Raw genomic sequence first — 14,798 nt, forward strand, 5'->3', positions numbered from 1 at the left:
CGCACACCCGCTCCGTGTCGCCGATACTGCGGCGCCCGCCTTCCCCATGTCCAAGCCCTGATCCGTATCGAGTTATACGAAACAGGCATACCTGCACGTCGCTGCTTTCCTGTACCGAGCGGCGCCATGGTTCGGCGATACGCTTCTCCCGTGCCCAAACCGTCGGCGGACCTCGACCTGCGCCTGGTGCGGTACTTCACTGTGCTCGCGGAACACCGGCGGTTCGCCAGCGCCGCCGAGGAGCTGCGCATCACGCAGCCCTCACTGAGCCGGCAGATCAGCAAGCTGGAGACGCAGGTCGGCGCACGGCTGCTTGAACGAACCGCCCGGGGCAGCCGACTCACCGAAGCGGGCGTAGCGTTCCTGCCCCGCGCCAAGGCGTTGCTCCGCTCGGCCGCTCAAGCCACGGCCGCTGCCCGCACAGCGGCACAACCGCAGCGCATCACCATCGGCTACACCGCAGACCTGCTCATCACCGCCGCCGTACGCCACATGCGCCACCACCACCCGGACGCCGACGTCCACACCTCGTACCTCAGCTGGGACAGCCCACGCGAGGCACTGCTTGATCACCGTGTCGACGCTGTGGTCACCCGGCTGCCACTGACCACCGACGGCCTGGCGGTCACCACCCTGTACGACGAGGCCCGCGTGCTGGCGGTCCCCCTCGACCACGCCTTGGCCGGCAGGGAATCGGTCACACTCGACGACATCGCCGACGAGCCCCTGCCCCGGGTGCCCGACCCGGCATGGAACGCCTACTGGCGCATCGACCCTCGCCCCGACGGCCGCCCCGCCCCCGGCGGTCCGCTGGCCCAAGTCGCCGAGGACAAGCTGGAGTTCGTCGCTTCGGGACAGGCGGTGGCCATCATGCCGGTCACCGCCCGCCTACGACCCGACATCACCACGGTCCCCCTGCGTGGCGTCGATCCCGGACAGGTCGTGCTCGCCACCCGCGCCGCCGACCCCAACCGGCTGGTCGCGGCGTTCCTGAGGTCGGCCCGCACCCACCTCACCGGGCCGCCCCCACAATCCTCCTCCTAACGCCGTCCCCCTGACGCCGAGGCCGCGCCACACCATGCACGCTTCCTGCGGCATCCGTCAGGAAGGAGCGGGGCCCCGGCGGAGCTGTCCGGCAGCGCCTGTCCTTGCCCACCGGATGAGGCCACTGCGGACCGCGCTATCCGCGGTTCAAGGGCCGATCACCGCACAGGAGCTGCATCTGACATGGCCAATTTCAACCCCAGCATCAGACTCCCGACCGGCCCAGCACTCACAGAGCACACCCCTCACCAATTCTGTGAGTAGACCGCCGCCGAGGCCCATGTTCCGTCTGCCGCCCAGCAGTTCGCCCCCGTACCGTACGCGGGCGTTGCTGAGCCCTGCGCTAGAAGGTCAGGTTCCAGGCGTCGATCTTGCCTGTGTCGGAGGCGGCGTTGTCGTTGACGCGCAGCTTCCAGGTGCCGTTGGCGACCTCCGAGGATGCGTTCACGGTGTAGGTCTGGGCGATGTTGTCGGCGCTGCCGCCGGTGTGGTTGTGCAGCGTGTAGACGGTGCCGTCCGGTGCCACCAGGTCGACTTTCAGGTCACCGATGTAGGTGTGCTTGATGTCCACACCCACCTTGAGGGTGGCCGGGGCGTTGCCGGTGACACCGGTGACGGTGATCGGGCTCTCCACGGTCGCGTTGTCGTTGATGGCGAAGTCCGCGAGGTTCTCGAAGTACTTGCCGGCCGGCGGGGTGGCCCCGACGGCTTTGAGGGCGTCGACCTGTCCTTCGCCGAAGAACGAGTTGTTGGCCGTCGTGCCCGTGCAGCGGCTGTCCGAGGGGCAGGCGATGTCGTTGGCCTGTTCGGCCAGCTTGGCGCGGAGCTGCGCGGGGGTGATGCCCGGGTTGGCGCTGGCGATGAGCGCGGCGACGCCGACCACGTGCGGGGTGGCCATCGAGGTGCCGCTCTTGGTGCCGTAGCCGCCGCCGGGGAGGGTGGAGTACACGTTGCTGCCCGGCGCCGCGACGTCGATGACGCCTTGGCCGTAGTTGGAGAACGAGGCCTTGGTGACGCCGGTGCCGTTGGCCGCGACCGTGACCACGCCCGGCAGCTCGGTCGGGATGTCGAGGCAGGCGTTGGTGATGGTGCGGGTGACCGGCGTGGAGTCGTTCGGGCTCGCGGAGTCGGTCGTCTTGTGGGCGAGGTCGTAGTTCTCGTTGCCCGCGGCGGCGATCTGGAGGGAGCCCTTGCTCTCGGCGTACTCCTGGGCGCGCTTGACGCCCTCGATGATGGCGGCCTGGTCGATGTTGTCCGGGCAGTTGAACTGCCACGGGTCCGTGTAATAGCTGTTGTTGGTGACCTTGAAGCCGTGGTCACCGGCCCAGACGAAGCCGCAGATGGTGTTCTCGGCGAAGAAGAAGGAGTTGCCCGGCTCGGCGACCCGGACCGCGGCGATCTTCACCCCGGGGGCCACGCCGACGACGCCCTTGCCGTTCTTGGCCGCGGCGATGGTGCCCGCCACGTGGGTGCCGTGCGTGTCGACGTCCCGCCAGGCGCCGGGACGGGTGTCGGGCTTGCCGTAGGCGCAGGAGACCGAGTCGGCTGCGTCGAAGTTGGGCGCCAGGTCCTGGTGTTGGTCGTCCACGCCGGTGTCCAGGATGCCGACGGTGACGGAGGCGGAGCCCGGGTTCACGGCCCAGGCCTGGTCGGCCTTGATCTGGCTCATGTCGGCCCGGACCGGTTCTCCGGCCGGGGTCGAGGACTGGGCTGGATTGGCCGGGAGCGCCGGGTTGTAGGCGTCGGCCGGGACGTCCGAGGTGCGCGTGGCGCCGACCTGCTGCACGCCGGCGACGCTGCGCATGGTGGCGGCGAAGGTGCTGGACGCCGAGTGGGCGACGATCACGCCGATGGCGTCGAAGCTCGAGAAGACGGTGCCGCCGTTGGCCGCGATCGCGGAGCGGACCGCCGAAGTGTCACCGGGGGTGGTGATCACGAGGTAGGCACGCGTGCCGGCCACCCAGGCCGCACTCTGGGAAGCCGGCGTGGCGGCCGACGCGTGGGCCTTGGCGGCCTGCGTGGTGGAGGGGACGACCGGGAGCGTACCCGCGAGGGCGCCCGGGGCGCCGAAGGCGAGGGTGGCGCCGAGCGTGGCCGCCAGCACCAGCGTGCGTCTCTGTCGGCTGAATATGTGGGGTATCAATGCGTCCTCCGAAGACGGCCCGGCCGCGCTTATGGCACCGGCCGGGCCGTACGAAACGAGTGGTGGGAGCAAGATGTCAGGTGCATGCCCGTGTACGGAAGTACCTTTCCGTACAGGGACGTCGTGGAGGCATGGCTGAAAAGCGACGTCCTGTGTGCCGACACGGCGGCGCGGGCGTAGGGGGCGTCGCAGACGGGATGCCAAGGAGTTCGCCGCGGTGGCGGGCGACGGGGAGCGACGGGCACGCAGTGATCGACGCCGGCCGGGCGCGGTGACCGGCTCGTTCAGCGACTCCAGGTCCAGGATTCGTCAACGCGCAGGATCACGCGGCCGTGCGGGCTGCTGCTGGTCGTAGGGGGCGTCGAGTTGGCTTGGTGTTCGACCGCAGCCGTTCACCTGACCCGCTCATCTTGGGCCGTTCCCGGGACAGCAGGGTGGCCGTTCTTCACGCTTCGAGGTGCATGACCGCCGCCCAGGCACTGACCGACCTGGGAGACCAGCGTGGCCGACAGATCAAGGGCGGGATCTCAGCCGACCTCTGAGCGCACAACAGCTCCGAGGCCTCCGCGTCCCACTCAAGATCACGATGGTCGAGGGACTGGGCAGGGGCGCCCCTGGATTGCGGCTCTGGCTCGCGAAGGCAAGTGGTGAACAGCAGCTCGCATCTCGCGGGACTGGGGTCACCTGTCATCTGCCGTCTGGAGACATCTGGGATGGAGCCGCAGGGGGCTGGACCGGCTCAGACCTGACGGAAGCTTCGGCGGGGGCCCGCCATGCCTGGATCAGCTGGCCCAGTCGGCGGGCTGGTGTCTCGCTGGGGATGAACAGGACGACCGCGACCAGGACAAGCATTCCTGCCGTGAGAGTTCCGGCCGTCCAGGCGGACAAGCCGCCACGGGCCGTGGCGATGGCGAAAGCGGCCGCCGCACCCAGCATGCTGCCGATGCGGGCCGCGGTGCTCACCACGGTCGTTCCCGGAAGGCTGTTCGGCGCAGCGTCCACGACAGCCTGGGTGTGCCGAGCAGGACTCGGAGAGTGAAACGAGTGCGGGTGCGGCGGGTGGTGAGGGTGGCGATTTCGGCGTGCCATTCCTCGCGCCACCGTGCGCGTGTCGGGGTGGGAAGCAGCAGGCTCAGCATGGACAGCGTGCGCGTGGTGACCGCGGCGGTGGATGTGGGCTGGAGGACGCCCGAGGAGAGGTCGTGCAGTTCCCTGCTTACGTCGGTCAGGCCTGCCGCGCGGGCCAGCGGTGCGATGACATCGAGGGTTTCACGGGCGACGCGGTAGCGCCTGGTCGGGGCGACGAACGCGATGGTGCGCAAATTGTGCAGCCGGTCGGCGAGGCGGATGGCCAGCACGGCCTCCTCACGGGCGGGCTGGAGCGCTGCCGGCCTCGCTGTGCCGAAACGGAGGGCGGTGAGTGGGATCGTGCTGAGCTTGGCGGTGCGGACGGCTGCAATCAGATCGGCGGTCTCTTGCCCGAAGTGCTCGGCCACGCGGCCCGGCGGGCAGGGACTGTCCTCAACGTCGTGCAGCAGAGCCGCGCAGATCACGGGGGCCGGCATGCCGATGTCGGCGACGATGGCGGCAACGGCGAGGCAGTGGGTGAGGAACGGGTCGCCGCTGCGGCGGGTTTGGCCTGCGTGCCAGAGGGCGGCCTCATCGTGGGCGTGCTGGATGAGCGAGGTGTCGGCGTGCCGGTGGTGCTTACGGACGACGGCCAGGATGTCGTCCAGGGACGGGGTGGCGGAGCGGCGCCTGCTCGGTCGGGGTGCTAACCGGCGCCCGGCCCTCATGACACTCCCCCGTCGGCGATCGGGCGGGCGGCCCAGCCCGGCAGGGGCTGTTTGCGGGCGCGGTAGGCACGGGCGAGAGCGTCCCGTGCCTGCTCGGCACCGTCCTCGGTGATCCGGTAGAAGCGACGGCGAGGGCGGCCGGCTTCCTCGTGTACGGCGGGATCTTCCCAGCTGCTGTCCACCCAGCCGACTTGTTCCAGGCGGGCGAGGATCGGATAGATCGTGCCCGACGGCAGTCCCGCCAGCTCGCACAGCTCCAGGCCGTAGCGTTCTTTGGCGGGGTCTTCCAGCAAGGCCCGCAGCACCAGTTGGGTCTGCAGGGTCATTCGCGGACTACCCATACTCGTACTCTACATAGCCCATATATGGTCTGTCTAGAGTTTGTCGATGTGCCTGCCACCCCGGCGTCCCGGTACTGCCCGGCGACGTCAACCCCTCCCCCCAGGCAGCACAGGCGTGAAAGCCCCGCGTGGTTGCTCCGGTGCCCAACCCGCGCCCCGAAACCTGGCCCGGCCCCCGGCTCAGGTTCCGGGGAGGATGCGGCGCGTTTCGTAGGCCCACATCGCGATCTCGACCCGGTTGCGGGCGCCGAGTTTGGCCATCAGGCTGGCCAGGTGCGTCTTCACGGTGCTGAGGCTGATGTGCAGCGCATCGGCGATCTCGGTGTTGGTCAGCCCCCGAGCGACGGCGAGGAGCACCTGCTCCTCGCGGGCGGTGACCGGGGAGACCGGTTGGGCCGCGGGCCGGCCGGCGGGCAGGTCCGCGAATGCCTGGAGCAGACGGACGGTGACACTGGGCGCGATGAGCGCCTCACCGTCGGACGCCGACCGCACGGCCTGGGCCAGAAGGTCTGGTCCCGTGTCCTTGAGGAGGAATCCGCGGGCGCCGGCACGCAGCGCGCCGTAGACGTACTCGTCGAGGTCGAACGTGGTGATGACGACCACGGCCAGTGGGTCGGCGACGCCCGGGCCGGCGACCGACCGGGTGGCCTCGAGCCCGTCGATCACGGGCATGCGGATGTCGAACAGGCAGACGTCGGGGCGCAGTTCGCGGGCCAGACGCACCGCTTCCTGTCCGTCGGCGGCCTCGCCGACCACCTCGATGCCGGGCTGGGCGTTCAGCATGATCCGCAGCCCGGTGCGGATGATGGTCTGGTCGTCAGCGACGAGGACGCGGATGGGCACCGCTCTCGGTCCTCCCTCTCGGCAGCTCGGCTTCGACATGCCAGCCCTGGTCGGTGCCGGGGCCGGCTTGTAGTGTGCCGCCGAGCAGGTCAGCGCGCTCGCGCAGTCCGGCAAGTCCGTATCCGGCACGGCCTCGGCCGGTGCGTTGGCCGTTGTCCCGCACGCTCACCCGTACCGTGTGCCGTTCCGCGGTGACCCGGACTACAACCTCGGTCGCGTTGACCGCATGCCGCATGGCGTTGGTCACCGACTCCTGCACGATGCGGTAGACGGCCGCGTCCACGGCCGGGGGCAGCGTGTCCATTTCGCCGTCGAGCCCCAGGTCGACCCTGAGGCGACCACCCGGGGTGCGCACCAGGCGCTCCAGATCCGCGACACCGGCAGGCGGCGCCAGCTCGGCGCCGGCCCCGCGGTCGCGCAGCGCGGCGACCATGGCTCGCATCTCCTCCAGCGTGCGCGCCCCTTCCTCCTCGATCCCCTCCAGCGCTTCGACGGCGGCGGACGGGTCGGTGCCCGCGAGCACCCGGCCCGCCTGGGCGCGGATCACGATGGCCGAGACGTGGTGGGCCACCGTGTCGTGCAGTTCCCGGGCGAGTTGCTCGCGCTCGCGGGAGCGTACCTGCTCCAACTGCCGCTCGCGGGCGGTCACCCGGAACCGCACGGTGGCCCCCATCAAGCCGGGCAGCAGCAGGAAGACGAAGCCCCCCACCTGATCGGCGGCCGGGGTTTCCTCGGTTACGACCGACAGCGCGAAGGCCGCGAGGATCACCGCGCCGCCCAGCACGATCTCCCGTCCCGCCCCCCACCGGGGCAGCGCATACACCAGCACGACCACGACCGCGCCGATGTTCAGGCCGACGTGCTCGCGCGGCGCGGCGATCAGCGAGGCGATCTGGAGCAGGATCACCGAGCCGAACGCCAGCGCAACTACGGCCAGCGGGCGGGTCCGGCGCCACAGGGGCAGCACGCACAGCCAGACGGCCAACACCACCGCCACCGGCCGCCACATGACGTGCTCGCGCAGGGTGGCCTCCAGCACCACACCGCCCAGACTCGCGGCGAGCAGCGCCCAGTCCCGCCACACCCGGGCAGGGGCGTCGGGCGGCCGGGGTTCGGTCCACAGGGTTCGCAGGTCGTCGCGCAGCACGGTTCTCAGCCTAGGGACCACGCCGGTCCGCGCATCGGCCGAAAGGACGGGACGTCACTCCGTCCTGGGGCCGACGGATCCGCGGCCCCCGAGCCGATGCCGCGGAGCGCCGTGGCGACGAACCTCGGCGTCGGCGGCCGTACAAGGACGGCCGACGAGGTGGTTGGAGGACCCGATGCTCTCGAAAGCCCTGTTGCGCCTGGGCACAGGCGCCGCCCGCCATCCCTGGCGGGTGATCGCGGCATGGCTTGTCGCCGCCACGCTCGCCGTCCTCGCCGCGATCGCCTTCGGCGGGCGGACCGCGGACTCGATGACCGCTCCGGGACTGGACTCCCAACGGGCCGCGCAACTGATCGAGCGGGCCGGCACCGGGCAGGAAGGGATAACCGCCCAAGTGGTCGTCACCCCCCTCGACGGCGCGGCGACGTTCTTCGACGACGGCAGCGTGCGCACCGCTCTGACGCGGCTCCAGGACGAGGTGCGGCGGCTGCCGCACGTGCTCGGCACGACCGATACGGCGGGGGCACTCGACACGGGCGGCGACACGGCTGTGCGCGACGGCCTTGTCTCGGCCGACGGGCGGATCGCGGTCGTCCGGGTCCAGTACCCCGACCAGAGCCGGCTGTCGGCCGAAGACCTCCACGCCCTCGTCGACCTCGGCGACCGGCTGCGCGCCGAACTGCCCCTGCGCATCGAGATGGGCGGAAACCTCTTCTACGTCTTCTCCAACGCCGACGGCGGCGCAAGCGAGCTGATCGGCCTCCTCGCCGCGGCCGCGATCCTGTTCCTGGCGTTCGGTTCGCTCGTCGCCGCCGCGCTGCCGATCGGCATGGCGGTCTTCGGGCTGACCGTCGGGGTTGCCACGATGACGGTACTGGCGGGGGTGACGGACATCCCGACCTTCGCCCCTGTCCTGGGCAGCATGGTCGGGCTCGGAGTGGGCATCGACTACGCGCTGTTCGTGCTCGCCAGGCACCGCGAATACCTCGCGCGCGGGCTCGATCCCCGCGAGGCGGCGGGGCGAGCGGTGGCCACGGCGGGGAGGCCCGTGGTCTTCGCCGGCGGCACCGTCGTCGTATCGATCCTCGGCCTGGCGGTCGCGAACGTGCCGTTCATGACGGTCGGCGGGTTCGCCGTGTCGATCGTCGTCCTGATCATGGTCGTCGCGTCGGTGACGCTGTTGCCGGCCTTCCTCGGCCTCGCCGGCCCGCACCTGGCCCGAGCCGGCCGGATCGGCCGGGCTCTTCAGGCCAGGAAGCCGGGCCGACTCGCACGGCGGCGGGACTCGGCGGCGGGCGCCATCCCCGCCGCCGCCGGGTGGCGGCGCTGGATCGGGCACGTCAGCCGGCACCCGGTGCCGTACGCGGTCGGCGCGGCGGGGCTGCTGCTGACCGCGACGCTGCCCGTGCTCGGCCTGCGCGTCGGCCTGCCCGACGACGGCTCACTGCCCCACAGCCGTACCGAACGCCGGGCCTACGACCTCGTCGCCGAGGGGTTCGGCCCGGGCACCAACGGTCCCCTCGTCATCGCAGCGGACCCGGCCGGTGATCCGGGAGTGCTGGACCGACTCGTCGGGGCGGTCGCGGCGGATCCGGGCATCGCATCCGTCGCGCCGACGCATATCGATCGGGCCACCGGCATCGCGACCCTCGTGGTGTTCCCGACCACCAGCCCTCAGGACAAGGCCACGGCCGACACCATCGCCCGGCTGCGCACCGACGTGCTGCCCGCGGCGATCGGGCACGGCCCGGCCAGGGCCCACGTCGGCGGCGCCGCCGCGAGCCTGTCCGATGTGGGCCAACGCACCAGCCGGCGCCTGCCGGTGCTCGTCGCCGCCGTGCTGGCGATGTCGTTCCTGCTGCTGATGCTCGTCTTCCGCTCGATACTCGTACCGCTCAAGGCGGTACTGCTGAACCTGCTGAGCATCGGCGCGGCCTACGGCATCATGGTCGCGGTCTTCCAGTGGGGCTGGGGAGGCGCACTCATCGGACTGGAAGCGACGGTTCCGATCGTGTCGTTCATCCCGATGTTCCTCTTCGCCATCCTGTTCGGCCTGTCGATGGACTACGAGGTGTTCCTCCTCTCCCGCGTACGCGAGGAGTACCTGCGCACCGGCGACAACGGCACGGCGATCGTCGAGGGCGTCTCGGGCACCGCCCGGATCATCACCTCAGCCGCCCTCATCATGGTGGCGGTCTTCCTGTCCTTCGCCGTCGCCGAGGACCCCTCCACCAAAATGTTCGGGCTCGGCATGGCCACCGCGATCTTCATCGACGCCACGGTCGTACGCATGGTGCTGGTACCGGCGACCATGACACTCCTCGGCCGGACCAACTGGTGGCTGCCGGGGTGGCTGGACCGGATGCTTCCCCGCGGCCCGGTCGGCACCGCCGCGGAACCCACGGGCGAGACCCCACGTCCACGGCTGGTTGACCGGTGACTCAACTCCTTGCCCGCCCCTGGCGTCCGGCACCCGAGCGCGTCACCCAGGGGCATACCGAGTCGTGATCATCGGGTGGTCCCGGTGAGGTCTTTGATCCAGATCATCAAGGCGCACACGTGGAGACCGGAGAGGTACCTGTCGGGAGTCTTGCCCTATCGGGTGGCGATGCCTCGCCATACCGCTCGCACCCAGGCCTTCCTGCCCGCTCTCCGCCGGCGATGATCTCCTGGGTGCCTGGGCGGTCGATGTAGAGCCGGGGGGTGGTGATGGTGCGCCTACCAACTGCGCCTCGCCCCGATCACCACCGCGACAGCCCCAGTGGCGCCACCTTCCGTGTGACGAACTGACCCGCATCGCCAGAAGCGCCGGCGCCTCCAGGTCGGCGCCGACACGGAGGCGTCACCCCACGTCCGCACGGCCCTGATGGCGGCACCGAGATTCAGGTTCTGCGTAGGACGCGGCCCGCTCCAGCCGCGACGGTTGTCGCCAGCAGCCAGCCAGTTCCGATGAGGACAATCGCGATCCATTGCATGGCACCGGACGAGCTGTAGGCGCGTTCCTGGCTGAGGTCGACGAGGGGTAGCAGCAGATCGAGGGTGTAGATGACGGGCTGGAAGCGCGGATACGGACCTCCCCCCACCGGCGTGGGATGCCAGATGCTGAAGAGCGTGGAGCCAAGGGCCAGAAGGCAGAGAAGAAGCCATACGGCCCGCAGCGGGCGATACCCATAGCCGACGGTCGCATCCTGCACAAGGCTCCACATCCGGGCCGGCAACGCCAGGGTCGACCGCATGCTGCGCTGCTTGGCGACCAGGACGGTCCGTGCGTCGGCATCCCGGCCGTGCCGCTGGTAGACGGAGGCGAGTTGCTCGTACGGCTGAGGCGTGAAGCCTTGCGGGTCCCGCCTGAGCCACGGGAGTCGTTCGGTCGCCGACAAGCCGGGGCGGAGGTTGTCGTAGACGGTGCCCTCCATGGTCAGGTAGGCAGGCCAGGCCGCCGGCTCGTCCTGTAACAGGTCCACCCTGGTACTGCTCAGGTCGACGATGCCCAGGGGTGCCTCACGGAGCCGAAGCAACAGAACGGCTGCCGTCGTGCCGCGGCAGATGAGGGCCTCCTCGTCGACGGCCGTATCCAAGAGTGCATCGTTGAAGGACAGGGCGCTGCGGATGGTGGCGCTGCTGAGGCGGATCCTGCCGTGGGCGATGAAGCCGTCGCGGAGGTTCACCACGCCGCCGACGTCGATGCCGTTGGCTCTCAGGACGGTCCTGCTGCTGTCGGGAGCCGTCAGTTCGGCGGCGTCGAACTGGACCGACCCGCCGATCCGGGCGTCGGCCAGATTGATAGTGCCGTGTACGGTCAGCCCGTGTCGGCAGTCGAGATCGCCTCCGATATGGATGCGGCCTGCCATGAGCGCCGTACCCGAAGGGAAGTTCAGGTGGGCGCCCTTGAGTACGACACTGCCGCGGATCGAGGTGTCCGCGAGGGTGGCAGGGCCGTGCACGACAAACCCGCCGTCGGCCTGAATGTCACCTCCGATTTGCGCGCACCCCAGATGGAGTGCGTAGCGGCCCGGACCGGTACCCGGCCCGGTGAGGGTGGTGTCACTCAAGTCCACCGATGCCCCGATCGAGGCCCCACAGAGGTTGACCATTCCGGTACAGGAGAATCCGTGCCCCAGAGACAAGCCACCACCGACCGTGATCTCGGGCATCTGGAGATAGCCTTCAGGACCGCTGATCGTGGCTCCGCGAAAAACGAGCGCGTCCTGCACGCGGGCGTTGTTCAAGTAGAAAGGGCCGGCGCAGTCCATGCCCGCTGCCCACATGTACTCATCGACGGACACAGACTGAGCATCGACTCCCGCTTCTCCTCGCGCGGGGCGGACCCTGGTGTCCTTGAGAGACAGAAGGGTGCCGACGCTAAGGGAGCGCAGGTCCAACGTGCCGTTCACCGTGCAGCCGTTCACCTTGAACTCCCGGGCGATGCGGGCACCATGTGCGTGCAGACCGGGGAGTTGGCACTCGGTGAGCTCCAGGGCGTCGAGTTGGGCGCCCTCCAGCCGAGGTGCTTCATCGAAGTGGCACCGCTGCAGACGGACGGTGCCTTGTACGGCAACCTCGGAGAGGTCCAACTGACCGCGTATTCGCACGTCGCGCAGTCGTAGTCGGGCTATACGTCCAGGTTGCGGGGAGGGCGGGGAGAGCAGCAATCTACGCATGGCCTCGGCGCGGACCTCCGGCGCGGCGTCGCACCAAGCGCCACGCTGATACGCCTCCCACATTCGGCATTCTCCGTCGTCCCACCCGGAAGGTGGGGCATCACCTTCGGCCACTGGAGTCCCCCTCTTGTCGCGGCGATGCCGGTGGAGCACCTCTTCGTTGCCCACGACGGGGGTTGATCATTCACCGTGAGGCGTGCTGCAGGCTGATCATCTCGCCGGTGTACGGGCGAGTTTGGTTTGGTTCGCTGCCGAAGCCCGCGTCCTCAATTGGCCGTAGCCATCACGCAACCGCGGTCACAACCAGATGCGGCCCTCAATCACACCGGTCAGGCGTACGGCTCGACGATGACGATGCCCTGCTGGCCGGCGGCGTCGTTCACCGCACCGCCGAACGACAGCGAGCCGCCGGCGCCGCCGCCATAGCCGCGGCCCCCCTTCTCGTGCAGTACGGGACTCACGCGTTCGAGGGACCGGCCGTGTTCACGCTGGACCTTGCCCGGCAGTTCGAGATCAACGACGCTTCCGGCGAGCATGATCATTACATCCAGCTCCACTGCGAACTTCGATACGAGCCAGTCCCTCAACTTCGGGCGCTGGGGCACTTCGAGTCCTGGTTCTTCCACGATACGGACGACGAACTCGTCCGCTGGGCGGACCGCCTGGGCCGCCAGGAATTCTGGACGATCGTCCGCCACTCCCATCCCCAGAAAATCTGGATCTACCAAGAACAAGTGTGATCACAGCCGCGAAGCGACCTGCCCGGTCACGCTCCGCGACCGCTCCCCAAGATCTGCGCCAGAGCAGAGTTGCCGACAGCGTTTGTTGACGAATTCTGACGTCAGCGTCTGGTCGAGGGCCTCGCGGATCGTCACGGGCTTTGAGGGCACCTGCTGGTTCGGTCGAGCCGGGTCGGCGGGCAGCGACAGAGCCGTCACAAGATTCCAAGATCGCTTGACCTTGCCCCAGCGTGAAGGACAACAGTGTCTCCATCGATCACATGAGCGGGCGGTGTGTGCTCGCCTGCCAGGCAGGACGAAGAGGGGAGTTCGCGTGACCGCGACCTGCATCATCCTCGACATCGGCGGCGTGCTGGAGATCACGCCGAAAACGGGTTGGGGGCAACGGTGGGAAGAGCAGCTGGAACTGCCGCTGGGCACGGTGAATGAGCGGATGCGCGACGTATGGCAGGCCGGAAGCGTCGGGAGGATCAGCGAACGAGACGTGCACTGGGAAGTGGCAGCACGCTTGGGTCTTGACGCGCCCCAGGTGGAAGCCTTCATGGCTGATCTCTGGACGGACTACCTGGGGACGCCGAACGAGGAACTCATCGCCTATGTGCGAGGGCTGCGGGGACGCTGCAGGCTGGGCATCCTGAGCAACAGCTTCGTCGGCGCCCGGGAACGGGAGACGGCGCTGTACCACTTCGACGAACTTGTCGAGCAGATCGTCTACTCGCACGAAATCGGCATCGGCAAGCCTGACCTGCGAGCCTATGAGGCCGCATGCGCCAGCTTGGACGTGCGACCAGAGAACTGTCTCTTCATCGACGATGTCGCAGTCAACGTTGAAGCCGCCCAAGCGGCGGGAATGCAGGGGCATCTGTTCGAGGACAACGCCCGGACCATCACGCGCATCGAAGCTCATCTGGACGCCGGGCCCCTGGTTCCAGGGCGTGTCCCACTTTGATGACGTCGACCTGGCCGACACTCAGCGGTTGTCGGCCAGGTCATTGAAGCGGTTGCCCAGCCCGCTGCTGCGTGTTCGGCCCGGGCTCGGGTGCTGGCCAAGCGGTAGGAGTCGCCAGATCGCTGTCCGCACCAACCGCTACTCCGTGCCGGTCCGGTTGATCGGCAGGCAGGTCCGGGTGATGCTGCACGCCTCTCACCTGGTGGTTTACGACAGGAATGTGGAAGTGGCCCGCCATGAGCGGCTGATCGCCAAGGTCTGGCCCGCCGCTACGGCGAGACAGTCGTGCCGCGCTCAGGGAGCGACCAGCGCTGTCAGATCTTCCAGGAGCGCAACTGGTCGGCGATCTCGGGCACGCGCAGACGCGTGTCGCGGATCTTCCGTACGAGATCGGACAGGGCGCCGTAGGGCGGGTCGATGCCTTCGCCGGACTGGTCCATGTACTGGGCCGCGACGAATGCGGCATACAGGCTGTTGCGGTGCGGGAGCGGTTCAAGGCGCACGATGGTGTGCATGAGCGCGGCCGCGCGCCAGGCGGCGTCCGGGTCGGCTGTCTGAAGGGTGGGCAGCTTGGTCTTGTGCCGTGCCACGGCGGCGACCAGGGCGGAGTAGTCGGCGACCGACATGTCCTCGGAGCCGAGCGCGGCCTCCTGGACATCGAGGAGCCAGGAGACGTCGATGTGCAGGTGCATCAGGCGGCCGTGGCGCCGCCGGGACGCTCGGAAGGGGGCACTTCGTCGGGGAAGGCGTCGTCGAATTCCTCGCGCAGCCGGTCGGCCCAGGCGCTCGCACCCGTGATGAACTGCTTGCGCTGCATCTCGCGGACGCCGAGGTCATGCAGGTACTGCTTGAGGCTTTTGCCCTCGGCGGCCGCGGCCGCGCGGACGCCTTCGAGCTCTTCCTCGGTGAACGGCACGTTCAGAGATGGCATACCCGGATGGTACCTAGTAGGTACCTGCCGTGTGAACCCGCTCTTCAGGGCCTCACCGCCCGACATGAAATCGCACCCGCCGAGACGGCCCATCACGTGACAGGACTGCCGGAGTCGGGGCCCCCGGCACCGCGGTCCTCGCCGATGGCGTGAGCCCGACACGCGGTGTGAGGTGGCAATCTCCCTGTCGATCACGCCGCTGC

General features: G+C 69.2%; 14 protein-coding genes and 1 pseudogene. 6 read left to right on the forward strand and 9 right to left on the reverse strand.

Translation table 11 applies throughout. From position 1 onward, the window contains the following. Positions 1-126: 126 nt before the first annotated feature. The gene (locus ACFY1E_RS30935) at positions 127-1,044 is read left to right on the forward strand and encodes a LysR family transcriptional regulator (protein WP_389081505.1); all 918 of its coding nucleotides are present in this window, start codon (positions 127-129) and stop codon (positions 1,042-1,044) included. Positions 1,045-1,387: 343 nt separating this feature from the next. On the opposite strand, the gene ACFY1E_RS30940 is transcribed toward ACFY1E_RS30935, so the two are convergent. From ACFY1E_RS30940 to ACFY1E_RS30960, 5 genes are all read right to left on the reverse strand, one after another. Further along, entirely contained in the window at positions 1,388-3,148 is a 1,761-nt protein-coding gene (locus tag ACFY1E_RS30940; protein ID WP_389081660.1) for a S8 family serine peptidase, read from the reverse strand. Positions 3,149-4,146: 998 nt separating this feature from the next. Then, entirely contained in the window at positions 4,147-4,983 is an 837-nt protein-coding gene (locus ACFY1E_RS30945) for an HD domain-containing protein (protein ID WP_389081508.1), read from the reverse strand. Beyond that, complete coding sequence (locus tag ACFY1E_RS30950; RefSeq protein WP_389081510.1) at positions 4,980-5,324, reverse strand: PadR family transcriptional regulator; 345 nt, start codon at positions 5,322-5,324, stop codon at positions 4,980-4,982. Before ACFY1E_RS30950 ends, ACFY1E_RS30945 begins: the two co-directional genes overlap by 4 nt. A gap of 180 nt (positions 5,325-5,504) precedes the next feature. After that, entirely contained in the window at positions 5,505-6,167 is a 663-nt protein-coding gene (locus tag ACFY1E_RS30955) for a response regulator transcription factor (RefSeq protein ID WP_361267441.1), read from the reverse strand. After that, positions 6,142-7,314: a sensor histidine kinase gene (locus ACFY1E_RS30960; RefSeq protein ID WP_389081513.1), complete on the reverse strand. Its 1,173-nt coding sequence runs from the start codon at positions 7,312-7,314 to the stop codon at positions 6,142-6,144. Before ACFY1E_RS30960 ends, ACFY1E_RS30955 begins: the two co-directional genes overlap by 26 nt. A gap of 175 nt (positions 7,315-7,489) precedes the next feature. Between ACFY1E_RS30960 and ACFY1E_RS30965 the strand changes: the two genes are divergently transcribed. After that, complete coding sequence (locus ACFY1E_RS30965; protein ID WP_389081515.1) at positions 7,490-9,754, forward strand: MMPL family transporter; 2,265 nt, start codon at positions 7,490-7,492, stop codon at positions 9,752-9,754. A 442-nt stretch (positions 9,755-10,196) separates the two neighbouring features. Here the strand turns inward: ACFY1E_RS30965 and ACFY1E_RS30970 are convergent, their stop codons facing one another. Beyond that, on the reverse strand, positions 10,197-11,600 hold the full coding sequence (locus ACFY1E_RS30970) for a membrane-associated oxidoreductase (RefSeq protein WP_389081517.1): 1,404 nt from the start codon (positions 11,598-11,600) through the stop codon (positions 10,197-10,199). 150 nt (positions 11,601-11,750) lie between these two features. On the opposite strand from ACFY1E_RS30970, the gene ACFY1E_RS30975 reads away from it, so the two are divergent. Further along, positions 11,751-11,921, forward strand: coding sequence for a hypothetical protein (locus ACFY1E_RS30975; RefSeq protein WP_389081519.1), 171 nt, complete (start codon positions 11,751-11,753; stop codon positions 11,919-11,921). 383 nt (positions 11,922-12,304) lie between these two features. On the opposite strand, the gene ACFY1E_RS30980 is transcribed toward ACFY1E_RS30975, so the two are convergent. Next, the gene (locus ACFY1E_RS30980) at positions 12,305-12,436 is read right to left on the reverse strand and encodes a hypothetical protein (protein ID WP_389081521.1); all 132 of its coding nucleotides are present in this window, start codon (positions 12,434-12,436) and stop codon (positions 12,305-12,307) included. Positions 12,437-12,454: 18 nt separating this feature from the next. Here ACFY1E_RS30980 and ACFY1E_RS30985 point away from each other — a divergent pair, with 18 nt between their 5' ends. The 3 genes and pseudogenes from ACFY1E_RS30985 to ACFY1E_RS30995 all read left to right on the forward strand — a co-directional run. Next, entirely contained in the window at positions 12,455-12,715 is a 261-nt protein-coding gene (locus ACFY1E_RS30985; protein ID WP_389081524.1) for a hypothetical protein, read from the forward strand. Between the two features lie 313 nt (positions 12,716-13,028). Beyond that, entirely contained in the window at positions 13,029-13,664 is a 636-nt protein-coding gene (locus ACFY1E_RS30990; protein WP_389081526.1) for an HAD family hydrolase, read from the forward strand. Continuing rightward, positions 13,651-13,905: pseudogene (locus ACFY1E_RS30995) on the forward strand (hypothetical protein); the annotation flags it as partial. The gene ACFY1E_RS30990 and the pseudogene ACFY1E_RS30995, both read left to right, overlap by 14 nt. A gap of 73 nt (positions 13,906-13,978) precedes the next feature. Here the strand turns inward: ACFY1E_RS30995 and ACFY1E_RS31000 are convergent. Further along, positions 13,979-14,356, reverse strand: coding sequence for a toxin Doc (locus ACFY1E_RS31000; RefSeq protein WP_389081529.1), 378 nt, complete (start codon positions 14,354-14,356; stop codon positions 13,979-13,981). Further along, positions 14,356-14,595: a hypothetical protein gene (locus tag ACFY1E_RS31005; RefSeq protein WP_389081531.1), complete on the reverse strand. Its 240-nt coding sequence runs from the start codon at positions 14,593-14,595 to the stop codon at positions 14,356-14,358. Before ACFY1E_RS31005 ends, ACFY1E_RS31000 begins: the two co-directional genes overlap by 1 nt. Between the last annotated feature and the right edge of the window lie 203 nt (positions 14,596-14,798).

It is taken from the genome of Streptomyces sp. NPDC001604 (assembly GCF_042893475.1).
In the GTDB taxonomy this organism is placed as follows: domain Bacteria; phylum Actinomycetota; class Actinomycetes; order Streptomycetales; family Streptomycetaceae; genus Streptomyces.